Annotated in this window: 34 protein-coding genes; 9 read left to right on the forward strand and 25 right to left on the reverse strand. The window is 36.8% G+C overall.

Annotated elements, in window-relative coordinates:
• Positions 1-2: 2 nt before the first annotated feature.
• The 25 genes from F938_RS02180 to F938_RS02305 all read right to left on the reverse strand — a co-directional run bounded on the left by F938_RS02180 (position 3) and on the right by F938_RS02305 (position 17,089).
• The gene (locus F938_RS02180) at positions 3-1,079 is read right to left on the reverse strand and encodes a major capsid protein (protein WP_005029003.1); all 1,077 of its coding nucleotides are present in this window, start codon (positions 1,077-1,079) and stop codon (positions 3-5) included.
• A gap of 12 nt (positions 1,080-1,091) precedes the next feature.
• On the reverse strand, positions 1,092-1,469 hold the full coding sequence (locus F938_RS02185) for a hypothetical protein (RefSeq protein WP_005029006.1): 378 nt from the start codon (positions 1,467-1,469) through the stop codon (positions 1,092-1,094).
• 3 nt (positions 1,470-1,472) lie between these two features.
• Entirely contained in the window at positions 1,473-2,432 is a 960-nt protein-coding gene (locus F938_RS02190; RefSeq protein ID WP_005029008.1) for an HlyD family secretion protein, read from the reverse strand.
• 55 nt (positions 2,433-2,487) lie between these two features.
• Positions 2,488-2,778, reverse strand: a complete 291-nt coding sequence (locus F938_RS02195) for a hypothetical protein (protein WP_005029010.1) — start codon at positions 2,776-2,778, stop codon at positions 2,488-2,490.
• Positions 2,779-3,981: a phage head morphogenesis protein gene (locus F938_RS02200; protein ID WP_005029011.1), complete on the reverse strand. Its 1,203-nt coding sequence runs from the start codon at positions 3,979-3,981 to the stop codon at positions 2,779-2,781. It abuts the gene before it with no gap.
• Positions 3,982-3,991: 10 nt separating this feature from the next.
• The gene (locus F938_RS02205) at positions 3,992-5,440 is read right to left on the reverse strand and encodes a phage portal protein family protein (RefSeq protein ID WP_005029013.1); all 1,449 of its coding nucleotides are present in this window, start codon (positions 5,438-5,440) and stop codon (positions 3,992-3,994) included.
• Between the two features lie 10 nt (positions 5,441-5,450).
• The gene (locus F938_RS02210; protein ID WP_005029015.1) at positions 5,451-6,698 is read right to left on the reverse strand and encodes a PBSX family phage terminase large subunit; all 1,248 of its coding nucleotides are present in this window, start codon (positions 6,696-6,698) and stop codon (positions 5,451-5,453) included.
• A gap of 12 nt (positions 6,699-6,710) precedes the next feature.
• Positions 6,711-7,136, reverse strand: a complete 426-nt coding sequence (locus tag F938_RS02215; protein ID WP_005029017.1) for a DUF2280 domain-containing protein — start codon at positions 7,134-7,136, stop codon at positions 6,711-6,713.
• 338 nt (positions 7,137-7,474) lie between these two features.
• Complete coding sequence (locus tag F938_RS02220; RefSeq protein WP_026040370.1) at positions 7,475-8,116, reverse strand: putative metallopeptidase; 642 nt, start codon at positions 8,114-8,116, stop codon at positions 7,475-7,477.
• On the reverse strand, positions 8,112-8,513 hold the full coding sequence (locus F938_RS02225; protein ID WP_005029023.1) for a hypothetical protein: 402 nt from the start codon (positions 8,511-8,513) through the stop codon (positions 8,112-8,114). Before F938_RS02225 ends, F938_RS02220 begins: the two co-directional genes overlap by 5 nt.
• Positions 8,514-8,559: 46 nt before the next feature.
• A complete protein-coding gene (locus F938_RS02230) occupies positions 8,560-9,006 on the reverse strand; it encodes a hypothetical protein (protein WP_005029026.1) in 447 nt (148 codons plus the stop codon).
• A 462-nt stretch (positions 9,007-9,468) separates the two neighbouring features.
• Positions 9,469-9,795, reverse strand: coding sequence for an Acb2/Tad1 domain-containing protein (locus F938_RS02245; RefSeq protein WP_005029031.1), 327 nt, complete (start codon positions 9,793-9,795; stop codon positions 9,469-9,471).
• A 66-nt stretch (positions 9,796-9,861) separates the two neighbouring features.
• Complete coding sequence (locus F938_RS02250) at positions 9,862-10,107, reverse strand: hypothetical protein (protein WP_005029033.1); 246 nt, start codon at positions 10,105-10,107, stop codon at positions 9,862-9,864.
• 283 nt (positions 10,108-10,390) lie between these two features.
• Positions 10,391-10,906 carry an SH3 domain-containing protein gene (locus F938_RS02255; RefSeq protein WP_010591370.1) on the reverse strand — a complete coding sequence of 172 codons (516 nt, stop codon included), beginning with the start codon at positions 10,904-10,906 and terminating at the stop codon, positions 10,391-10,393.
• A gap of 434 nt (positions 10,907-11,340) precedes the next feature.
• Entirely contained in the window at positions 11,341-11,607 is a 267-nt protein-coding gene (locus F938_RS02260) for a hypothetical protein (RefSeq protein WP_010591371.1), read from the reverse strand.
• A gap of 32 nt (positions 11,608-11,639) precedes the next feature.
• Entirely contained in the window at positions 11,640-11,945 is a 306-nt protein-coding gene (locus F938_RS02265; RefSeq protein WP_005029040.1) for a Lar family restriction alleviation protein, read from the reverse strand.
• Positions 11,946-12,089: 144 nt separating this feature from the next.
• Positions 12,090-12,779: a hypothetical protein gene (locus F938_RS02270; RefSeq protein ID WP_005029042.1), complete on the reverse strand. Its 690-nt coding sequence runs from the start codon at positions 12,777-12,779 to the stop codon at positions 12,090-12,092.
• 4 nt (positions 12,780-12,783) lie between these two features.
• Positions 12,784-13,182: a PDDEXK family nuclease gene (locus F938_RS02275; RefSeq protein WP_026040371.1), complete on the reverse strand. Its 399-nt coding sequence runs from the start codon at positions 13,180-13,182 to the stop codon at positions 12,784-12,786.
• Between the two features lie 2 nt (positions 13,183-13,184).
• On the reverse strand, positions 13,185-13,352 hold the full coding sequence (locus F938_RS24430; RefSeq protein WP_005029047.1) for a hypothetical protein: 168 nt from the start codon (positions 13,350-13,352) through the stop codon (positions 13,185-13,187).
• 33 nt (positions 13,353-13,385) lie between these two features.
• On the reverse strand, positions 13,386-14,795 hold the full coding sequence (gene dcm / locus F938_RS02280; protein ID WP_005029049.1) for a DNA cytosine methyltransferase: 1,410 nt from the start codon (positions 14,793-14,795) through the stop codon (positions 13,386-13,388).
• Positions 14,792-15,718 carry a helix-turn-helix domain-containing protein gene (locus tag F938_RS02285; RefSeq protein WP_005029051.1) on the reverse strand — a complete coding sequence of 309 codons (927 nt, stop codon included), beginning with the start codon at positions 15,716-15,718 and terminating at the stop codon, positions 14,792-14,794. The genes dcm and F938_RS02285 overlap by 4 nt, the downstream gene beginning before the upstream one ends.
• Positions 15,715-16,011: a hypothetical protein gene (locus F938_RS02290; protein ID WP_005029052.1), complete on the reverse strand. Its 297-nt coding sequence runs from the start codon at positions 16,009-16,011 to the stop codon at positions 15,715-15,717. The genes F938_RS02285 and F938_RS02290 overlap by 4 nt, the downstream gene beginning before the upstream one ends.
• Complete coding sequence (locus F938_RS02295) at positions 16,008-16,253, reverse strand: hypothetical protein (RefSeq protein WP_005029054.1); 246 nt, start codon at positions 16,251-16,253, stop codon at positions 16,008-16,010. Before F938_RS02295 ends, F938_RS02290 begins: the two co-directional genes overlap by 4 nt.
• Positions 16,254-16,320: 67 nt before the next feature.
• Positions 16,321-16,818 carry a phage regulatory CII family protein gene (locus F938_RS02300; protein WP_005029056.1) on the reverse strand — a complete coding sequence of 166 codons (498 nt, stop codon included), beginning with the start codon at positions 16,816-16,818 and terminating at the stop codon, positions 16,321-16,323.
• A 70-nt stretch (positions 16,819-16,888) separates the two neighbouring features.
• Complete coding sequence (locus F938_RS02305; protein WP_005029058.1) at positions 16,889-17,089, reverse strand: helix-turn-helix domain-containing protein; 201 nt, start codon at positions 17,087-17,089, stop codon at positions 16,889-16,891.
• A 110-nt stretch (positions 17,090-17,199) separates the two neighbouring features.
• Between F938_RS02305 and F938_RS02310 the strand changes: the two genes are divergently transcribed.
• From F938_RS02310 to F938_RS02350, 9 genes are all read left to right on the forward strand, one after another.
• The gene (locus F938_RS02310) at positions 17,200-17,862 is read left to right on the forward strand and encodes a LexA family protein (RefSeq protein WP_005029061.1); all 663 of its coding nucleotides are present in this window, start codon (positions 17,200-17,202) and stop codon (positions 17,860-17,862) included.
• 30 nt (positions 17,863-17,892) lie between these two features.
• Complete coding sequence (locus tag F938_RS02315) at positions 17,893-18,195, forward strand: hypothetical protein (protein ID WP_005029063.1); 303 nt, start codon at positions 17,893-17,895, stop codon at positions 18,193-18,195.
• A 46-nt stretch (positions 18,196-18,241) separates the two neighbouring features.
• Entirely contained in the window at positions 18,242-19,177 is a 936-nt protein-coding gene (locus tag F938_RS02320; RefSeq protein ID WP_005029066.1) for a sensor domain-containing diguanylate cyclase, read from the forward strand.
• 81 nt (positions 19,178-19,258) lie between these two features.
• Complete coding sequence (locus F938_RS02325; protein ID WP_005029070.1) at positions 19,259-19,585, forward strand: hypothetical protein; 327 nt, start codon at positions 19,259-19,261, stop codon at positions 19,583-19,585.
• 546 nt (positions 19,586-20,131) lie between these two features.
• The gene (locus F938_RS02330) at positions 20,132-20,599 is read left to right on the forward strand and encodes a hypothetical protein (protein WP_005029074.1); all 468 of its coding nucleotides are present in this window, start codon (positions 20,132-20,134) and stop codon (positions 20,597-20,599) included.
• A complete protein-coding gene (locus F938_RS02335) occupies positions 20,599-20,901 on the forward strand; it encodes a hypothetical protein (RefSeq protein WP_005029076.1) in 303 nt (100 codons plus the stop codon). Before F938_RS02330 ends, F938_RS02335 begins: the two co-directional genes overlap by 1 nt.
• Positions 20,902-20,903: 2 nt before the next feature.
• Complete coding sequence (locus tag F938_RS02340; protein WP_005029078.1) at positions 20,904-21,686, forward strand: hypothetical protein; 783 nt, start codon at positions 20,904-20,906, stop codon at positions 21,684-21,686.
• Between the two features lie 12 nt (positions 21,687-21,698).
• A complete protein-coding gene (locus tag F938_RS02345; RefSeq protein WP_005029080.1) occupies positions 21,699-23,018 on the forward strand; it encodes a hypothetical protein in 1,320 nt (439 codons plus the stop codon).
• Positions 23,018-23,257: a hypothetical protein gene (locus F938_RS02350; RefSeq protein ID WP_005029082.1), complete on the forward strand. Its 240-nt coding sequence runs from the start codon at positions 23,018-23,020 to the stop codon at positions 23,255-23,257. Before F938_RS02345 ends, F938_RS02350 begins: the two co-directional genes overlap by 1 nt.

The following is a 23,257-nucleotide window of genomic DNA, read 5'->3' on the forward strand; positions in this document are numbered from 1 at the left end:
CCTTAAACAATAAAGCCTGTACCACCACATACACCATTTTTATTCGATGGCACTGCAAGTGGGGCTGATTCAGTCATCAAGAAGATACCGCTTGGATCTTCGCTATACCATTGACGATCAAAATATTTGGCAACCGCACCATTAGCCAACATATTTTTGATTTTACATTGCGCGATTGATCCTTGGGTATCCGAGATAGCACCAAAATAATCATCAGGAATAAAGCGCTTTACACTATTTTTTAAGCGATAAGTAGCGTCATAAACCCACAATTCTTTTTCATCTAAGTAGCCTTTGAATGAAGCGCCTTCTTGAACGTTTAAGCTCGGTTTATAAGGCACGGCAATACCGGCGTAAGGCTTAACAAAACGTTCTTTAAACTCTTCATTAGTCGATAACGCTGCCCAAACTTTGCCTGACATAATATAGAGTTTAGAAGGACCGCCATTTGCTTCAAGCAAAAGTTTTTCAATTGATTCAATATCTGTTACAGGTTTAGCACCAGCCTGATTCCAAGGAGTTAATGGAGTGAAATTTAGCGATGCATCACGTTCATAATCAACCATGTTATATTCATAATCATCAGATTGAAGTAGATACTTCCCTTTAAGCAATAACTCTGTTGTCATCAATAAAACTGAATTATCAATAGCGTCATGATTTCGCTTCATTACAGCAATCTGAGCAATGACCATCTTTTCCTGATCAGATAATTGTTGGCTACCTGTTGAAATAATTCCTGCCGAACGCAAACGCTCAATTAGTGCTTCATCAAAAGCTGTAGCAGGTGTGACCATGTTTTTAGGTTTGTAATATGCAGGTTGAACGAATTCTACTTTAGCTGCGCGTTTAGTATCGAATGGTTTACCAGGTTGATGAGGTGAGACCAGAGGTGCTAAATCATGGACAGTGCTAATTTCTGCCAACGGCACTTCATCTCGATCAAATGAAGGGCGATTTGGGAATAATTTATCCATCAGCCAAGTGTCCATTGGCTTGTAGTTACTGTGAATTAATGCAAGCTCACCAACATCAAGCAATTCAAGTGGTGCGCCATTAACTGTAAAAGATTGAGGCATTTTAAAAATTCCTTATACTTTTGAAAATTCAATATTGTTTAAAGTTGCTTTGGCACGAGCTGAGTCGTATTTAGAAACCTCTAAATATTCCCCTGCAATTCGAACAGATTCGATGCTAAATACACCACCAAAGTAAATCGGGATTTCAATCCCATCTGCTGCCATTTGGGTTGCTTGTTGCGCGGTAACATCTTGACCACATACAACATTCCAATTTTTTTCATCTGTGGCATGCGTCACCACATTGGAATCAGATAAAACCAATAGATCCCCTGCTTTATATGCAGTTGCCGCAGTCACTTTGGCATTTGCACGGCGTAGTTTTTCAACATCTAAGTTGAAAGGTCGTGTCTCGCGATTCACACTTCCTAGGTAGGTTTTATTGCTCATTTATTAAGCCCCTTTTTTCTGGTCAGCGAATGCTTGAGCACCAGATGTAAACTTGTGAGGTTGATCTGAATTAGATGCACCACCCTGCCCACCATTCGCTTGATGACTGAATAAATGAGCAAATTGATTTGGAATATTATTTCCCTTTGGTTGTTCAGTGGGTTGTTGTGTACCTGCTGAAAATTGCTTTAATTGCTGAGATAAGAAGTTAAAAGATACGTCATCCATATCTGTATATGACTTCTTTTCTTCAGCGCTAAATTGCTTGTTTAGAGATGTTTCCAAAGCTGCAATATCATCAGCACGTTTATCAGCTTTGAACTTTTTAAGTTCATTTTGTGCCGCGTCGCGCTCTTCTTCAGCTTTCTTTTGAGCAGCTTTCGCCTGTTCGAGTTCAGTCACGTTAGTGTCCTCTATTGGATTTGAGTTAGTTTTGCTAGAAAAGGCTTGGATGGATGTTTGTGTGTCCGCTCCTACACCGCAAATTGTGATTTCATGCACACGCACATTTCTAAAAACATGCAATGGTCCAGTAAATTCCTGTCCATTTACTGTGATTGTTTTTCCTGCTGAAATTTCTTCAATACTTTCAGGATCTGCCCACCAAGACATTTGAAATGGATACTCTTCATCAGCATCACTCACAATTTCTTGTGCACGTGGATTAGATAGAAAATGACCTTTAGCTCTAAACTTATTGGTTGTTTCAAATTCAGTAGCAACCCCAACACGTAGACCGCCAAAATGCTCTTCCACTAATCCTATTTTTGTTTTTAACTGTATGTTTTGAAGATCGATTACTACTCCGCTTCTCCCCCAAAAATAATGATTATCTATGCGTCCACCGCTATAGACTTCCGCATCAAAAGTACGGCGCTTACTTGTTCCATCTTCTGCTAAAACTATGGGTACATTTACAGCGGTAAATTGATGTTTTAACTGATCTTTGTTTTCCTCTGGCATTTTTCATGCTCCATTAAAAAACCACCCTATTGGGCGGTTAATAAATCTTAAAAAGTTATAGACTTGATATAAGTAACAGTAGCTTTTTCTCAGCTAACTTACTGTGTTCATAAACACACGGATCATTGCATTTAAGAGCATTAGATAAAGTTTCGATTAACTTCATCTTTTCTTCAAATGAATATGTTTGATCAATTGAAGTCTTTCCATCCCAGCACCATATAATTTCTTCAGGTATGAGATTGTTATCAGTAAACTCTAATTCGATTGAATCAATAACCAATCCTTTAAGCTCCATATTCGTTTTGTATTGCAATATAGAGCCATCTCTTAAATGTAATTTCATTTAATTCACCAATGCTTTAAGTTTATAAATAACTACCCCGCTCGCGGCTTCAATTGAAACAACTTCAAACGATAGACCTAATCCCAATAATGTGCCCTGACCAGCATTCAATTTAGCTAGATCAATACCCAAGCCTTTTGCATTCTCAATTTGAATCATGATGTTAGATTCACCTGCAATCAGCAAAGGAGAGTCTAGAGTGATGACTTTACCCACTTCCATCGATGCAACTTGACTCAAAGTCGAAGATCCCGAAATTACTTCGCTCGTATTTGCTGATATTGCTTGAATCTTAGACATATCCTCCTTGATCCATCGTTTAAGCACATCCTCTGCAAGATTGATTGAAGGTTGATTAAGATAGCTTGTTAGCCTGTCATCATTTCCCTGCACGTAATCTATAAAAGTTTTGATTGCGCTTGGTCTTATTTCAGGATCTAAGGGAATGACTGTATCTGAAATCACTTTGAATAAATCACGGCTTGAATCTGTCATCGGTGCAAAAAGATCAGTTAATCTTGATGATGCAGTCCATTCAGCTTGAACTACTTTCTTTTGCTCCAAGAGATATTCTTTATCTAAAATCGTTTCGCTGATTTTATTGTCTACTAATTTCGACATATCCCCGTAAGTCATAGGACTTGTAGACCATCCCATTTCTTGAGTAACTTCGGGCAGATCTTCATCCGATGTAATACCGTATTTCTTCGCCTGAGCTTCTGTAAGCGCAATCACAGTACATCGACACATAAAACCCCACGGCGGGTAATACAACAGCCAAAATGGGTCATCTATGTGACGTATGATTTTGTTTAAAGCCAAATGCTCTGGTCTAACCCGGCTATCATCAATAGCCGAGTACATTAAATACGGCTTTTTAGTTTTGTTCCGCTGTTGTTGCTCCCAACGTCCGTGACTGTAAGCTGTCTGTATATTGGTTCTAAAAACATTACTTAAATATGCTTCACTTAGAATAATGTCATTATCAGCAACGTACTTTTTAAAATCCTCAAAAGTCGTACCATCTGCAATGGCTTTATTAACCCCCTTAATCACTGTTTGAATTTGCTCAATACTCGATAAAAACCCGACCGTTGTTGCCAATTGTCGGGTCTTTAAGTCTATTGAATAAAATTCATCAGGTAATACGATCTTTCGGGATTCAGCGAATTTTAATGCTTCAAGAAAAGTAACTGGTTTCATGGTACCTCTCTCACTTGGCAGTTACACAACCTAAAACACCAGCCGTAAACAAAGCCTGTTCTAAATTCGCTGTAAATTCTGATTGTGTTGCAACTGGTATTAACTGCATTAAATTAAAAGCCAACTCTTCAGGCGATTTACTACTTTGAATCAGTTCATTTACTTGTTTCTGATCGAGTAATTTAATCACCTCTTGAGAAGCTGTAAGCTCTTCAACTTCCAACTGATCAGCCGAAAGATTTTGCTTACCCGCTTTAAATTTGAAAGGTAAATTAGGTAATGCTTTGAATTGTGCAGATGATAGTGGTTGAGATTCAACAATATCCCCATCTTGCAAACCATACTCACGTTGAAAATATTGAGGAGTAAAATTTGCTCCAGCATTTTTTAAGTTCGTATCTCGTTCAGCTTGATCTTTATTTAAAGCCTTAGGTTTTTCACCTAACATGATTTTATGCTGTTCCCATCCATTCAAATTACACAATGCATTCATTGCCGCTTGTAATGTTGGGGTTACCAAACGAATATCAGATTTTAATTTATCAGCTCTGACATTCTCATGAACCTGTCCTAATGCATAACTCCCTTTTCCATCTGTACCACTGGTCAACGTTTGCCCTAAAATCACCTTCTGCATTTGTTGAGCTAATGTTTTATTAAACATCTCAAATGCAGATCCAGCAGTACCGCTAGCGCCTGAAGTTCCTAACACTTGAACATCATCTTCAGAATCAATTGATAAAACACTTTGAGCATGAGCATTAAGTAATGCTTGGTTCATATCTTCTGTTTCAGTGTCTTTACATTTACCTAAAAGGATCGGTGTTCCAAATCGTTCAAGAAATTTAGCCCAAAACTTAAATCCATTTTGTTTAAAGAAAAACAACCAATATAGCGTTGATAAAAGCGCCTTTCCAAATGGCTGCTCATAAGTTGCTTTACGGCGTGTGAGGAAGAATTTAAATACCTGATCGACTTCGTGTTCATTACCACCACCATCTTGGCGATATATCAATCTTCCATCATTTTTTGGCTCGAACCATTGCATTGGTTTTTCACCCACCCACTTGAATCCTATATAGCCATCAGCTTTTAACTCATAAACTGCCTCTTGAACTGAATATCCAAAGAACAATGCATTTAATGCGCCTGAAGCAATTTCAAAATACCATTCGTCAAATTCTGCCTTTAGCTTGATAGCTTCTGGAGTATCACTAGGTTCAATTCTGAAAGGCGTTGCAAGCAAAGCATCTATTCGAGTTTCAATGGATTGAGCTATCTCATCATCATCAAGCAATACACTTAATCTGTGACGTGTAATACCTGCCTTTCGTAAGACCTCATCATTATCTGGTCTTCTTCCAAAATGAGTAAAAAAATTTGAAATCGCTTCTTGAGTGTAAAGACTTCCATGGGACAAAGCCTTCTTTGAATCTTTGCCCTTTTTAGACTTTGCCATAATTTTACCTTTAATAAGTTCGACTTCCTGCACCTGCAGGTTTTTTACTTGATCTGCCTTTTATCAAAGGCTGTATCCCATATCGGATACCATCCATATGATGATTATTTAAGTCCAGTATCTCTGGTAAGACGTCCCCAGCTCGATTGACCTTATATGAATACAGTTTGAATTCTCTTGCTGTTTCAGGGCAGTCTGGATGCACAACGATTCGTTTAAACTTCTTCATGAATGTCACGCCATCCTCTACTGAACCAGGCCATTTATCCGCAGCTTCAATTTTGAATCCCTGCCGCTTCATGTAACTTATCGTTTCAGGTCGTGAATTATCAGCACGAATCTTATGAGTTCTTGAGCCAGGCACCTCATCAAACAATTGAGGTAAATGATCAATTTCACATCCAACTTGATGAGCTTCATTTCGAATATAAAGAACATCATCATGTATGTAGATACGATTTAATGTTGTAGGATCTTGAGAAAAACCCCAGTCTGAGCCATAGAAGACATCTGTCCAATCATCCTCAGGTTCAAATTCATCAACTACATAACGACCAGAGAAAATAATTGCTTGACTGAACTCAAGATAAGCGCCATGCCAAACATGTTCAAACATAGGCCATGCATTTTCATCACCTGCATTCTGCATTCGTATTGCACGTTTTCGATCCTCCTCATATTCATCAAGAAGCGTTCGAGGTGCAAAAGGGTTATTTGTCACATTGATTTCAATGACAATTGAATCTTCAGGTGCAAATTCTCCCCTTAAAAAATCATCAATTGGGTCATCTTTAGATTCAGGATTCCAAGTTGCCCAAATTTGTGATCCTTCAGCTCGCATAGTTGGTCGTAGTAAACGTAAAGATTTAGCTGATAATCTATTTGCTTCTTCAACCCATGCAATTTTGAATCCTTCAAGAGATTTAATTGAATCTGCCGTGTGGTCTTGCATACCTTGGAAAAGAATTACACCATCACCGCCAATTCGTTTTATTAAATCTCTTTGTATTTCGAATAAATGAGAAACTCCTAGCGCTTTTATCTTGTCTTCAATAAGCTGTTTACTTGAATATTTAATCGATTTTTGAATTTCACGAATACATACAGCTCGAAGATTTTTATCAATCACACACTCTTCAACAAGCTGCTCAGCAACAAAGTGCGATTTACCAGATCCACGTCCACCATGCGCCCCTTTATATCGAGCAGTTTTAAACCAAGGTTTAGCCCATCGTGGAGTTTTGATTCTAAGCTCCACTATGGGCACCTCTTAATCTACAAACTCTCGAATAATTTTGATTTCAAGATCCGCTCCATCTTTACCCATGTGTTCAACCTTAGTGGTTCTTCCATCAGTTTCCTGCAAAGCTTGTTTTAGAAGATTTTGCTTTACACGCTTATTTCGACCTGAATCGTCATACATTTTTTGAAGTTCTTTTAGACGATAAAATTTATTTGCGATAGGGATATCAATTAATCCTTCATCGAATTTTTTTCGAGTTTCTTCAAATAGATCAACGTATTTTTGACTTAGATTTTTGCCACGGCGTTTTGTTGGATCATATGCAGCGCATTGCTGTCTATCAATTTCAATGCCAAACTCTTGTTTTACAAGATCGGCTACTTCTTGAGGGGTATCACGACATGCAAGAGCTTGAACAATATATATTTTTACAGGCTCTTTTAAGGCTGCCATAAATACCTCTTTGTATCACTACGTATCACAAGATAGCCAAAAAAAATCCCCAATTAGGGGATCATTTTAAAATGTCTCAGTGCATCTTCCACTTTGGACCTATATATATCCGGACAAGGGTGAACTCTTTTATTTGAATCTTGTCGATTTGGTGATTGTCTATTCGTCAAACCATAATCGCTTTTAACATGCGCTATCCAGCATGATTTAAAACTACGATTATGTTTGCTTTTAAGAAACTCTTGAATCTGTTTATATGTAGCCATAAATATTCTCCCGTTTCTTATAATCTATTAAACTTAAGATAAATATGAAAGTAGAAATGTGATGCTCTTTGCTCAACCAACTAGACAAGTTCCGCAGCATTTTGTGATTTCTAAATCTGAAACAAACGGCGGGTTTTGAGCGACCTCAATCATTCGCTTGACGTTTTCGCTTGCTCCCCAGCGTTTGACCACCCCGATAAATTCCTCTACGTCATGACCTGCTAAATAATGCTTAGGTAAGCCTGTATGATCACTGTAGAGAGTTTCCCCTTCCTCATCACGCTCTACACCAATGTGATAGAGCTCATGCTCAATCAATGCACAAAATTCACGATCGTTCGCACGTTCACAAAAGCTTGCATCTACAGTAATGAGATAAACAGGAACAAATCCAAACCAGTCACGCATTTGTTGCTCTTGCCGAGCTTTACGCCAACCGCCCTGGTTAAACATCACTTTTTCACATTGACCAAGTACCATCCGTTTTTTAGCTACAGCGGCAGATGACGCCCAAGCGAATGCTAAAAAGGTTTCATCATCATGAAGTAATTCAGCAATGTGATCATGGTCAGGATTATGCAATACACCGCCAAGCGTCAGAAAGTTGGTTACTACCCATTCTTTTAGATCCGCTGCAGGTGCCAAGCGAATCGCTTCCTCTTCATCAGCTTGATCAATCAAATCGGTTGGTGGAAAAGGTCTGATCTGTTCAATCATCTAAATTCTCCAGTTGACCTTTAATCCAATTAATCACATGACCTGAAAGAATCGAATCAGGATGAAACCGCTCAATCTTATAGTCCATATCTTCAGCCAAATCATATTTGTTAAATGAATTTGCTATCTTCTTACCGCCACGACCCACTGCCCAAGAGCTACCAACAATCTCAATGAGTAAATTCAGTTTCACAATATAGAAATCAAACCGCCAATTCCGAGTTGATTCGAACTGAAACTTACGGCGATAACCTATTAAGTTTTCTTCTAGTTCTTGAAATAAAGTTTCTTCAGCTTCTAAATATTTTTGGGTTGCTTTTGGTAACGGTCTTGTTCTTGGTTTTCTTTTAAGTGGCTTCTTTTTGGTTAGGCTGGTGTATTGGTTAATATCCATAAAGGAATCTCCAATAAAAAACCTCCCGGAGGAGGTTTGACTTATGTTACCAAGGGCAACTTTCTTTTTCACCATTAGCAACATTTTCATATTTCGGGAAACTACGTTTCCACATTCCAGTTGCCGCCACTAATTCCACTTTAATACTCTTTGAATCTGCGATTTTTGATAAATCTACATCTAATCCGTATTTTTTCGTTTTTGGTGACGAACCAAAATAAATAGAATATTTGATATGGTTACTATCTTTGGTTTTATCAAACCCTTGATCAACCCCAACCCGTGCATGATTTAAATATATTTTTGAATAGTCTAAGTTGTAATAGCATTTCTTAAAAAATTCATCAAAACTACTCTCAACAGTACCCAATTCCTTATCAACAATGAATTGATATCTGGTATTGCTTTTTTCCTGAAGTTCTTGTGAGCTCTTAGGCATACCTACACAAGCTGTTAGAGTAAAAATAAAAGAGATAATGATGATTAATTTCATATTTTTAGTTAACTATGGAGATTATTGTTAATAAAAATATCATTGACGATATGTAGTATTCAACCCTAATTCAATATTCTTCATATACTTATTTATCTGCTTCACTCTCGCCTCACATTGATTCTTAAACGCCCACGTGGAATTGAGATGATTAAGTGAGAGTAAGCGCGCTTTATCTTCTTCGAGTAGTTTGAGGTTCTTTTGTGCTTCAGTTTTGTCCATCACAACCGACCTTGACGTTTATACTTACGTCTTTTGGCTTGAGAAACTTTGTTAGGTTTTGATTTGGTTGTTACTGGCTCTCGCCATTTGATTGAATCCCAATCACTGGCAATTCTATTTTGCAGGTTCGGCAAACGCTGCGCTCATACCTAATGCTGCTAATACAATTCGACCTAATCTCATGGCTTTCTCCCTGATAAAATAAAACCCCTTTCGGGGCAAAGTAAACGTAGCGAAAGGTTATAGGCTTGCTTGCTGACCTACTGCACGAACAAGAGCCATAATGCCTGTCTGAATATCAGTCTTGCCGATTTGCGCCCATCGTAATGGCTCAGCTTCTTTGAAACGATTAAATTCTTGGTACTCAGGACTAGCAAAATCATTAGGTGCATGCTGTGAGTTTTGTGCAGCCACTTGCTTTACTTCGAAGTCAGTACATAAACGATTCGCTAACTCTTTTTGAAGCAACAACAATTCAGCGCCTTTTTCTTTAATACGATTCATCAAGTCGATTTCTTCTTGAGATAGGTCACGATAACCTTTGATTTTTTGGTGTTGGTTTTGCATCTTCACTTTCCTTTAGGCATTAAAAAACCACCGCTTGGGTGGTTAAAGGTTTCGAATTCGAAAGGTTTAAAAAGATTCACTCTCTTGTAGACCAATATCAGACACTGCATGCAACAATATTTCAGTTTGTGCTGGATGTTTGCTCAAAAGTATACGCATTATCTCACGTCTATCGATTCCGCCATCATCAGAAGAAATCTGGCTTGATTTCATATATTCCGCACTATTAACGCCATTGGCAACATAACCAATTAAATGCATATTTTGTTTGCCTTTTGGCAAAACCTTTTCAACCTTAGTTTGAAAACTCATAAGATAAATCCTAAATTAAATTTGAGTCTTAAAAGTATACTAATCTTAAGGATAGATCAAGCTAAAAACAAAATTAAGTTATTGATATTTAAATATATATCAATATATATTTGAGTGCAACATTGGCGAAGTAGATTCATCTAAACCTGCACCACCTTCCCACACTTCCGACACTCTCTCACCCTAAAGAAATCTGAATATTCCCAAACGTGTCGGCAGAAGATTTGTTTGATTCGGAGCATGTTGTTCTCATTGGAAATAATGTTTCAAAGAGATAGACCTACTATCTTTTCTTATAAGTCTTATTACCCTTGCTGTTGATACAATAGTGTCCACCACGTGGACCAACACAATAATCTACGACAGCACAAGAGCAATCACTATTGTATGACTTATTGCTTGAGCTATGACTCTTAGAAACAGCTTGTCTTGTATTTCGAGTTTCTTGTTGAGCAAAATATTGAGGCTTGGTATCAGTTTTTACTTCGTAACAGCCAGCACCTTTGCATAGTGATTTAATTGATACCCATTGTGGATCTGAACCATTATCAATAATCCTTGACCACCCATTTTTAATCTCATAGATGGAAACTGAGTCACCACGTTCTTTTTTACCTAATATTTTACCATTAGGCTTATCTCGAACATTTAGAGTTGCGGTATTTACATATCGTTCTTCAATTACTGTTTCTTTACTTTCCTGTTCTGTAGAACCGTTATTATCTTTATCAGTACCAGCAACTAAAGCTCCTAAGCCAACTACCCCTGCAAATACCCACCCAATATTAGATTTTTTCATATATTTAATATTCATTTTTAAAATGTAAAGATAACAAAATTAGGCAATTAAATATAACAATAATTTAAATAGTACATAAAAAAGACGCCTAAGCGTCTCAATATTTTTGATCCCCAAAAGGAAGAGAGCTCAATCAAAGGTTTGACTGAGCTCTATATGCACAAAGTATCTACGCTAACTAAGTTAGCCATATTTTTGCTTACTTTCGTAAACATCACTGCCATAACTTTATTCGCTGTGGCTTAAATCCACCAAACAACAGGAGAAAGATGATGAGATTATTAATCCTTTGCATCTTCATTATCTTAGCGTTGATTTCACAATCAACATACTAAAATAATAGCAGCCTCACACGAGGTTGTTTCCTGTAGTTTACAATAAAATATTTTTTAATCAATCATAAAAGCAAAAAGCCCACATTTCTGTGAGCTTAATTAAATATTTTTATCAATGTAATTCATTATCAATTTGCTTAAATCCTTTTCCATTAATTCTTCTGTAATCCATAATACTTGAACCTTCCCCTTAGAATTAACTTTTACCTTAAAGTAAGTTGTAATTGAGTTTGAGTCTTTATCTTCATATATGAAATAATCTTTTTTATTTGTTTTTCTAAATAATTCTGATTGTTTAATACCATCTAGAGGTCCACCAAAACATATATTCATATATCCCTCAAATTTTTTCTGTTTAAAAAACATACTACACTAAATCAAAACTTATTTGTTGTTTTTTAGGTTCTACAATTCCAAACCTTGACCGCAAAATTCACCACTTCACGTTCATTTTCCCAATCAACTTGATTGTATTCATCTTCCAGTGGATGTGACCATGGACCAATATCGATACTTGGAGAAGTTGCACCACATTCATGGCAGCTTGCTTGAGCACTCCATTGAGTTTGTTTTTCTCCACAAACCTCGAAATCTATAATTTTAGAATCAACAACGATTGAACTACTTCCACACCACGGACATGGATCTGCTTTTACATCTGGACGCATATTATTTTCTTGATCAGAATGCCAACGATTTTCCATGTAAGCCTCATTATTATTTATGCAAAAAAATACCCACTTCATTCAGAGTAAAAGTGGGCATGGAAATCAATAACAGTTTAGTCTCGGATAAACCGTAATACGACCAGTATAGAAAAATATACCCTTATTTTTGTACCTATGCAATCATAAATTGTATTCTTCTGCCACAGTATAGAAATAGCCTCTTAAATGAGCGTCCAGATCTATTCTCCAATCACACAAAATATCTAGAGCATGTTTCTCGTACTTATCATAAATTTTAATGTAATTATTTCGTGCTATATTCATACAAGAAATTCGATGCCGCTCTGATTGATTGTAAGCATTTTCTTTTTTCCCTTCGCATTTACTGCACTCAACATGCTTTTTTTCATTTTTTGAAAAGACAAACCCTTTTCCATTACATTTGGTGCACATACCTCGTTTAAATAAAAATTGAATAAGCGCTGAACGTGCAACACCTTTTGCTGCTTCTTTGGTGGTTATCTGTTTGGTTTTAAAACCATCTTCTTTAAACTTTAAGCGAATTTCTGAAGTTAGTAGATTGTGAAGTAAAGCAAAGTGACGATCTGTAGGATTTATTGAACGTACTAATGCCCACAACATTGAATAAACTTCTGGACTCATATCCTGCATCATTAGAGCAGCACTATTTGCCTTACTTCCAAATGTTGAAGGTCCACCTACACCATCCTTAAATCCATCCATTGTTTTTTGTGCTAAGTCGAGCAATGTAAAATCAACTTTTGAGCGACTTGGAGTAAATAATAAACGGCGTAAATCGTAAACTATAGTCTCGTTTCGATGTTTTTCAAATTTTGCTGTTGCTGTCATAAACTCACCCTATCAACCGTCTAATTTCTTCAATCGCTTTACCGCTCTTTACCTGCTCAGTGCTATACCTAAACACTGAATAACCCAACTCTGTGGCTGAGTTATACTTTTCCATATCTGCTATGTAGCCTTTACCTCTTGTATGTCTGCCATTGCTCCAAATACCTCCCTCAACTTCAATTAAAATTTTGGTACCAGTAATGTGAAAATCAGCCCTCCATTTTCGATTTTCATTAAACTGATACTCTTGTTCATATCCAATTCCATAAGCCTTGAGATGTTGAATTAAAGTTGCTTCTCCATCACTTACAACACGTTCTTTTTTAATCAAATTACGGCGCTTAGGTTTCCTTTTCTTTGTCGCATAATTCTTCAAATAATCAGCAATTGAGATGCTAGACAAAATCAAACATCCTCCCAATCTTCATATTGATCGTAAAGTTCAGTTTCATTTTCTTGTTGATCTCTGAAATGAGCACAACTCGTGCATAAAAATTCAGAATGTTGAGGCTCATATCGAACATCCTCAGCAATGAAGCAGTCCATACACACTGGTGTAGATTCAAGATTCATGCTCACCTCGCTTAAAATCAGAAATTCGCTTATTCATGCAAACCCTCCACGAATAAATTGCTGAATCCTTTCACCGATCCAATGCATTACCGTAACAGCCATTGAGTTCCCAAGGGCTTTATAACGTTGTGTAGCTGATGCTCTAGGTATGTTTGTATAGTTGTCAGCAAAACCCTGCAAGCGTTCGCATTCAATCTCAGTTAAGTAGCGTGCAATGTATTTATATACGACACTTGAGGGCACAATCCCTCCGCCTCCACTTGCGCGCAGCGTTCCGTTTATTTGTTTTGAAATTTTTGGGGTGGTATCAGCAATCATTGCGTACGCTTGTTCACACAAAACGTTTTCTTGACCATTATTTCTGCCTAAACAATGCGCTGTTTTTGTATTAATTATTGGATCTTGGGTTCCATGAATTACAACTCCATGTCTGTCCATTTGAGTAAGTGTTGGTGCTTGTTCTTCTTTAAAACCTATGCCTTGTCCACCCGAATTTAATGATCTACCTATAATATTTCCTTGAATACCGTAGGAATGAATAACATATCCTCGATCACTTCTACCTAATAAAGTTGGTGCTTTTTCTACAGTAATAGCTGAGTTTGCGTTAGTTCCTCCAACACCAATCGCATGTTTTATATAGTAATCACCACAAAACGCCTCTTGATTGCCTAACCATTTTTTCTGGGCATGTGATGCAAGCAATGGAGGAACTATTGTTTTTCCGCTGACCGTTTCGCTTGTTCTGTTAGTGTGTATTCCACTATGGTTGGCAATACTTTCCCTCTCGCTTTGGCTCTTCTCAATATCCCCAAACATGCCTTTTCGCTCAAATAGTATTTCGGTGATACATTCTGTTCGAGCACTTGCGATAACAAACACTCTTTTACGTCGTTGGGCGAGTCCGAAATATTGAGCATCAAGGACTCGCCAAGCGACTTGTCGAGATGGTCCAAACACACAACCAGCGTTTTTCCATCGTCCCCCTGGTGGTTGTAATTCACACCCTTCACCTGCAAGCCCTGCCAGTAAGCAGCCGAAAGCGTTATCTTTTGTGTTGAGCACTCCGGGTACGTTTTCCCAAACGGCAATGACTGGCTCAAGTCCCCGAATAGATCTTGCTGAATCAATTTCATTGGCTAATCTCACAAACTCAAGGCTTAACTGTCCTCGATCATCATCTAAAGAGTTTCTTAACCCAGCTACAGAAAATGCTTGGCATGGGGTTCCACCAACCAATATATCTGGTGCTTCTACTTCATTACTTTTAACTTTTTCAGCAATGGTGGTCATATCACCAAGATTGGGAGTATCGGGATAGTGATGTGCCAAGACTTGGCTTGGAAATTTTTCTATTTCTGCAAACCAGACAGGCTTCCAACCGAGCTCATGCCATGCAACTGTAGCCGCTTCAATGCCTGAGCAAACAGATCCGTATTTCATATCGAAACACCTTTACCCTTAGGTTTAAAACCTACGTCAGCAAGATATGATTTCCAGTTTTGACGTTCTGTTGGATCTGATAGTTTTGCAGCAATGCGACCAGCAAGATTTTCGTATGACTCACCTGCAGAGCTGTACTTGCTCATAACTTCAGGATGATGAGCAAGTTTGTTAGCGAACATGTACAACTGGCTTGGTGATGCAAATGAGATGAAATCAGGATTTGTATCTTTGATTTCAGATTTTGGGTTTTGGTTGTACTTATGACGATTTTTAAGTAACCAGTCAGCAAAGTGATAAATCATCAAGTCATCACACAAATCACGACCTGCATTGAAAAGTTCAAACACTTTCTTTTCACGCTCAAACCAAACTGCTTCGATAATGTCTTTTGGAATTACAGAGGGATCTGCTTGATCTAATTCCAAACGAAGTTTTTTAAAACAAAGCCACCCATTTTTATTTTTAGATTCTAATGGGAGATTCCTTGGGAGATTCTGTGTCCCAAAATTGGTACTGGTCTCGGTACCAATTTTGGGACTGGTTCCAGTTCCATTATTGGTACTAGTACCGTTTTTGGAACCAGTACCTAAATTAACACCAGTGTCGTTTTTGGTACTAGTCCCCTTTTTGGTATGGGTATCAGTACTATCTTCACGTCCAAACACACCAATCAATTGATAAACCTTAACCCCATTCCCTTTTATTTCACCTGTAAATTGGATCAATTTTTTGAGTTCAAGTTCATCTAAAACTTTGATAATCGTTTTACGATTTAGCGTAGTGTCTTTTTCCAAGCGCTTTAAACTTGGGAAGCACTTATGATCATCCCCGGCTCGATCAGCAAGAGCTAAAAGCACAAGCCTTTCACTTGCACATGAGACTGAAGCTTTCCAAGCCCATACGGTCGCATCTAAGCTCATAATTCACCGACCTTTGGCTTTACATATCCACCAAATGAAATGACCTGTTCAGCTTTGATCAAACTCGTAATAACCTGGTGTGCTAACCAAATTGTGATCTTGAATCGATAAGCCATCTTTTGAGCCAATTCCTCTTTGGTTACAGCTGCATTTTCTTCGTTGTAACCACGCATTCTTAAATTGCCTTTTTTGATATCATGAATGTGATTCAACAAAAGCAACGTTGGTTCATAAAAAGATTGGATTTCCTGAGTCTGTTTATGCTCAGGTTTAGTTTGAAAATGACTATTCATGAAACCTCCGCAATCGATTGCTCAATTTCATCTAAACGGCGTTTATGAAAAAGCTCAGGCAAAGTGGCAGATCGTATTTCATTTTCTTTAGCCAATTGCCCATTTTCCAATAGATATAGATCGTTGGGTTGATAAGCTTTTACAGTCTGTAAATTATTAATTTTGATGTGATTCATAAATACAACCACATCACCTTTCATGAATTTGCTTATATAATTTTCATGTGATAGATTCGGTGTCATTCGATACTCCTTGAAACCAATGAGTTATTGAAACCGTGATGAACTACGGGAAGCCTGACCTCGAACATCAGGCTTTTTCAATTTCAAAACCTGCCGTATATTTTTTCATTTGCTTAAGTGCCGCTTGGTCTACAGCTGTCGCCAATTCAATTAAATTCTGTGTGAGTTGGTGTATCTCTTCATATTCTTGAGGTGTTACAACACCATCTTCATAAGCGTCATAAACAACTTTGTTAGCTTTTCCTGATTTGATGTTGTGTTGCATCATTGCTTCAAAGATTGAAAGCTCATGATGTTTACTTCGATCACACTCAACAGGCAGCAATGCATAACCAAGCTCATGCGCCCAAATTTTTAATAAAGCTGGGTTTTGCGTGTAATACAGAATTGCTTCCAGTTTTTTTATGCTTGGTAAGTGATTTGGCATATTGATATTTGCGTAATTACAAACTGTGTTATGCGAATCCCCTAGTACTTGGGCAATGTCTTTAGGAGTAAAACCAGGTGTTTTACTTATCATTTGCCAAATAGCGTTTTGAGCTTCTCGGCTTAAATTAATTTCCATATGTGAATCCTTTTAATCATTCACGTTTAATTTTTAAGAACAAAAATCGATACTTTGCTCATGGTGGTTCCTAAGCGACATTTGTAGATTGTTTATGCTGATTCCATAAAGCCTCTAGATTTCTACCTAGATCATATGAAAGTCGTTTTCCGCAAGCTCCTCGCTCTAAGTCACTTACATAGTTTTGCGAACAACCAATTTCAGTGGCGATCTTTGCCTGTGTTAATCCTTGGTCTTTAAGATCAGAAATCATTTTTTGCCATTGATTCATGTGAGCCTCCGATATTTTTATTAAATATATAGGTTTTCCGATATTTATACAATAGCCAAACCGATTGAAATATGTATCAGAATTCCGATAAAGCAAGTTGAGATTTATCTATGAGTACTTTGGGTGAAAATTTAAAGAAATTGCGTAAGGCAAAAAAAATGACCCAGAAGGAATTAGCGCAAAAGTCTGGAGTTAAACAATCGGTAATTTCTGAACTAGAAACTGGCACTGCTAAATCAACAGGTTCAATTCTTGAGCTAGCTAGCGCATTAGGCATTACCGCTGAAGAGCTTAAAAAAGGTGTAGTTAGTGAATTTGACAATAACGTTGTACCCATTAGTTCGAGATTAATCCCTGTTTTGTCATGGGTTCAAGCTGGATCAATGACATCTATAGAGGAAATAAATCCATTAGATATTTCTGAGTGGTTACCACCTTTAAGCGCTGATGATCCTGATGGTTGTTTTTATCTAAAAGTAGTTGGTATTAGTAATTCACCCACTTACATAGAGGGTGACTGTATTTTAGTAAATCCAAAATTTCAGGTATGCGATTTGATTTCTGGAGATTTGATAGTTGTAAGAAATAACACTGATGCAACTTTTAAAAAACTTGTCATTGAGAGTGATGAGCGTAAGTATTTACAGGCTCTTAATCCAAACTTCCACCCTAATATTATTGAATTTGAAGATGGAATGGTGTTGGTAGGTTTGGTGATTGATGCATTTAGACCGCTTGGTGGTTCTCGCCCAAAACGAATGAGAAAAAGTTAATTTTGTATAATTTAAAGAAAAGAGAACACTATGATCGCAACACTGAATAAATCTAAAACTGCGCTAACAATTAATCGCCAAGATTTTAAATTGGCTTTATCTAAAATTGGTGCAGGTATTGATAAACAAATCGCCTCATTAAAAAAAGCCAAGCAAAGTTATGATCCTGCTGATATTGCTCGAGAAGTGATAGATGAAGCTAATATCTTTGAAATGATTATTGAAGGGTTTAACGAAGCTGAGGAAACCAATTTAAAACTTACGGACATAACCAATATCGATGCTGCTCAAGAGTGGATAGATGAATTTTTAGAAAATTATTCAAAAGTATAAGTTCTATAAGTAAATTTCAATCTAAACAATGAAATAGGCCCATATAATGAAAGATATAATTTTTAAAAACTTTGAAGAGGCTGGACAAACTGTTTTAAAATTTTTATCTCAGAAATTTGGATTTAATTTATGGATGATCACTCGTACTGAAGGAGATAATTGGATCGTTCTTCAATGTGAAGATAAGGGCTATAATGTTATTCCTGGACAAGTTTTTTCATGGGCGGATTCATTTTGCTCCCACATGGTTTTAGGAAAAGCTCCTAAAATAGCTCCTCGTTCAGAAGAAATCCCCTTATATTTAAATGCCCCAATAGCAAAAAAAATTGATATTAAAGCGTATATAGGTCAACCCCTTATAAAAGAAGATGGAACCTTATTTGGTACTCTTTGTGCTATTGACCCCAACCCTCAATCCGAATCACTACTACAGGAAGAGGAATTAATTAATCTTTTTGGTAAAATTTTAAGCTATATTTTGCAAGTTGAATTAAGGGAAAATGAACAAAAACGTCAAAAAGAGTTTTTTGAAGCCGTAGCCTTAAGTGATTCTTTAACAGGGTTATTTAATCGCAGAGGATGGGATCAACTTCTCGCACAAGAAGAAGCTCGATGTAAAAGTTACGGTCATCCTGCTGCTATTTTTATGATTGATCTAAATAATTTAAAAATTGTAAATGATCAATTTGGACATTTTATCGGAGACGAATTAATAAAAAAGACAGCAAATCTATTAAAAATTTGCGTCCGTAATAATGATATTGTGGCTCGGATAGGTGGTGATGAATTTGCAATCCTCAGCATTGAAAATACAAAAGAGGGAGCAGAACTTTTATTTGATAGAATTCAAGAAATTTTTGCAAATGCTAACATCAGCATTGCTGTTGGCTTCGCAATTCGAAATCCTTCTTATAGTTTATTAGAAGCGGTTCAGGAAGCTGATGAAAAAATGTATGAAAATAAACGCATGATCAAAAATTAAGATTCAATCAATTTAGTAAACTTCACATCACAATTAGCGTGAGATTCCTTTTCCTTAAAAAACCTATGAAGAACCTATATTATGGAAACCGTATCATTTATATGTTTGTTAACTCTTTCTATATTTGGTTGCGATAATTCAGAACAAATATCACCTGAACGCCAACACCTTATTGAAAAATTTCAAGAAGTTGATTTAAAAATGACTATGTATCTTGCAACGCTAGCAGGTCCCTCTACCCCATTGGAAGAACGCAAAAAAGTTATTTGCGAGGATTTCCCTGTTACCTACGAACAAGAATACCTTCCTATTTCTTTAAAGCTGGCTGATCCAAAAGATCTCAATACAAGTAAAGATCTTCAAAAAACAATAGATTCATATAAAGCTAGATATAATATTGATTGCTAATACAATATTTTAAAAAAGAAACCCTCCTATGTGGGTTTTCTTTTACCTTAAATAAAATCCAAGACAAAGCAAAAATACACCTGGTAACATGCATAGAAGACCAACAGCTTTGGCATCATGGACACTATTTACATACTTATGAAAATAATGTGGACCAAATACAATTCCCACAAATGATAGTAAAAAACCAAAAATTATTAAGAATGGTGACATAAGCATGATCCATATAGATTGATTTTATTGTACATCACCTCAAGAGTTGTTTGATTTCGTTTACCTGTAACACCGAAATCTTATTATTACCACCAAGGTTACTGAAGGATAACCTGTAATGACTAAGTTTGACCTATCTCGCCCTGCTATATGTAGGGTTTTCTTTTGTCTATTAAAGTATAAAAATTCTTAAAAATATCGGAATAAAAATAAAAATATCGGATTACCTATTGACTAATAATATCGGAAATGCGATATTAATTTCGTCAGCTAACAAAAAAGCACATCCGACCTCGAAATCAAATGTGCTTTTACTCAATGAGTGAGATAAGTATGAACACAAAACCAAATTCAATCAATCCCATTGTTACACATCGTGTACAGCCTTTTAGCTTCTTTAAAATCGCCACTGTCAGTGGACTATTGACCGCTGGGGCAATCGGTCTTGCTTATGACCAAAAAACGACTGAATACAAGCCACCAGTTGCCATCCCAAATGTTACACCCTCTACTTACACTGTTGATGCTTTAAAGCTCACTTCTGGAACTTCGGGCAAAGCGGTTATCAAACTTGATAGCTTCCTAGTTTTAGTCAGCTTTGATTTTGAATCTCATCCAGATAGTTACGGCGTACCAGGTTCTGAATTTACAGCCGTTGATATTACAAATTTGGCGGTTGAACAAATTACAGATGTGAACGGTAAAGATTGGAATGATTTCACCGATTACAACGATCACAGAAATATCAATCAGATGATTGTTGGTTATATCGAACGTAATCGATTAGTGGAGGCAAACTAATGACCTCTATTCCTCAAAAGAAAACTGAATTTATCAGCAATGAAAACGGCGAATTCCGCATGCGTATTTATTCATACGAATACATACAAAAAGATGGCGAAATTTATCGAGTAAGTAAATCTGGCTATTTGTTTCTTATCGAATTTGCTGAGCACTTAGAAAAGCCTTGGATTCGCCTCAGTTTTGAGCGTGAACGTAAATTTCAAAAGCGTAAAGCATTGGCTATTGGACTTCAAAATTCAAATATCCCCTCTTATGAACGTCGTGCGTTTAAAAAACGTATGGGCTGGGTTGGAGCATAATCATGACAAATTCGAATAATACAAATATGGACCTTTGGAATTCTTTATGCATAACAGATCCAAAGAAAGTTAAGCCGATTACAGGTAAATCTTATAAAGGCTCATCACCTCAACCCTATTGGTTAGTTCAACGTGCTACAGAAACTTTTGGTCCTTGTGGTCAAGGTTGGGGAATTGAAATAGTTCAACAAGGTTTTCAGCAATGTAATGCTGAAACAATGATGCATTATGCGACAGTACGTGTTTGGTATATGCAAGACGGTAAAAAGTGTTCAGTAGAACACATGGGCGGAACAATGGCTATGTATAAAACCAGTTCAGGAAAAATGATATACGACGAAGATGCACCTAAAAAATCTGTCACAGATGCAATGGTTAAGGCACTTAGTTTTATTGGTTTTGCTGGCGATATTTTCTCAGGTATATGGGATGATTGGAAATATCAAGAAATGGCTGCAGCACATTATAATGAGCAAAAACAACAGTCCTCTCAAAATCAAAATAATCAGCAAAACTCTAGGCAGGCTCAACAACCTAATCGCAATCAAAACAACCAGGCTAATGGTCAGCAACAAAAACCATTGGCTCAACGTTTTAACGATGCACTTTTAGCTATAAAAGATGCGAAGAAGCCTCAGACGTTAGACAAAGCAATTAACACATTCAAAGGTACTCAATATGAGATTGGTATTTCGAATGCCTGCCGTGCTCGAGCTGATCAAATGGGATGGAATACAGCACCACCGATTAACCAAGTTCAACAACAAAATCAAATGCAGCACTGAGGAAAATAAAAAATGAATATTTTGAATGGAAATGAAGCATTTGCGGCTTTAATGGCTGGTAAAAATATTATGTGTCGCGCTGCAGGTGGGTTGATTGAATTTGATGATCTCGATCAATTTCCTGCCACAGTATTCGCAATGCCTGATTATGAGTTCTGTATCAAGATAGATGAGATCTCAATAAATGGCTACACATTCTTAAAACCTTATTCATTAGAAGAACTTTCAGAGGGTCAAGACATATTTTTACTTGGTAATACTGGGACCATTGTTAAAGGACAATTTATTCCTGAATATGAAGAACTGGTATTAGCTGTAAAAAATGGTTCAGTTCAACGCAACTTTGAAAGTGCTCAAAATCAAGCGAAAGCTATGCAAAGCTTACTTGGTATAAATAATGATTTGGTCTTAAAAGTTGTAGATTTTCATGAGTTCATGAAACCTGCAGCAAAATCCAAAAAAACTACACGTAAAAAATCCAATGATCCTCAGACTGAAAATTCAACGTCTGAGGTAAATGCTCATAAAAATGATCAGGAAAACATTACTGAAACAGCGCCTAAAATACGCCCTGCTTTTACAGTAGATGAAGTTGCTGAAATTGAATCAGATCCAACTTTAATAATTGAAAAATTTGCTGCGCAGATTGCAAGCTGTACGACTACAGAAGCTGTACTTTCATTACGCCCAGTGTTTTTTGCTAACGGAAATTTACAGCGTGAGCACACTCAACATTTATGTAAATTAACTGAAGATAAGTTACTCGAGTTAGATCCTGAACAATATTCGCCAAAAGTAATCAATGCTGATCATCAAATTTATATCGATGGTATTAATGCTTGTATTTCTAAGGAAGAAATTAACACCACCCTTTATGATTTGAATGATCAAGGTTTTAGCGAAGAACAAATTTCAGAAATTAATCTAACAAAAGTCTGCAAACTTGCTGAATTTCAGACAAAATTTTTTGAAAATATTCATGATAATCAATACAACCAGTTACTTACAGAACTACTGGAACGTGCTCAAAAATCAAATTCACCGGCTGAAGCGAATGCTTTGTATAAATATACAACTCAATGGAATGAGGAACAGCGTAAACCATTAGTTTTAGCAATTCATAAAAGATTAGCTGAACTGAGCCCACCTGAAAAATCTCAATCATCTTTGATGGTTCGTATTCAAGAAGCAAAGACATTGATTGATCTTGCAAAGCTTGAAGAGGAAATAACTCAGTGCGACCCAGCTATTCATGAACGTTTATTGAGTTATGCAAATCAGAGACGGACTGATTTAACAATGGCGACTGACACACCTTGGGAGACAAAATAATGAAAACACCATTAGATTTAAATTCTGTTTTATTTGCACAGCTTGAACGTTTAAGTGCTACAGATCTCAAAGGTGAAGAGCTTCAGGCAGAACTTCAAAAGGCAGACGCTATTGAAAAAATAAGTGAACAGGTTATTAAAAATAACAACATGCGTTTAAGTGCTGCAAAATTAGTTGCTGAATACAGAGGCTTAAAAAATGCCGATTCAGTTGAAATTCCGCAAAATTTAATTGGGTGA

The sequence above is a fragment of the Acinetobacter bereziniae LMG 1003 = CIP 70.12 genome, assembly GCF_000368925.1.
GTDB lineage: Bacteria > Pseudomonadota > Gammaproteobacteria > Pseudomonadales > Moraxellaceae > Acinetobacter > Acinetobacter bereziniae.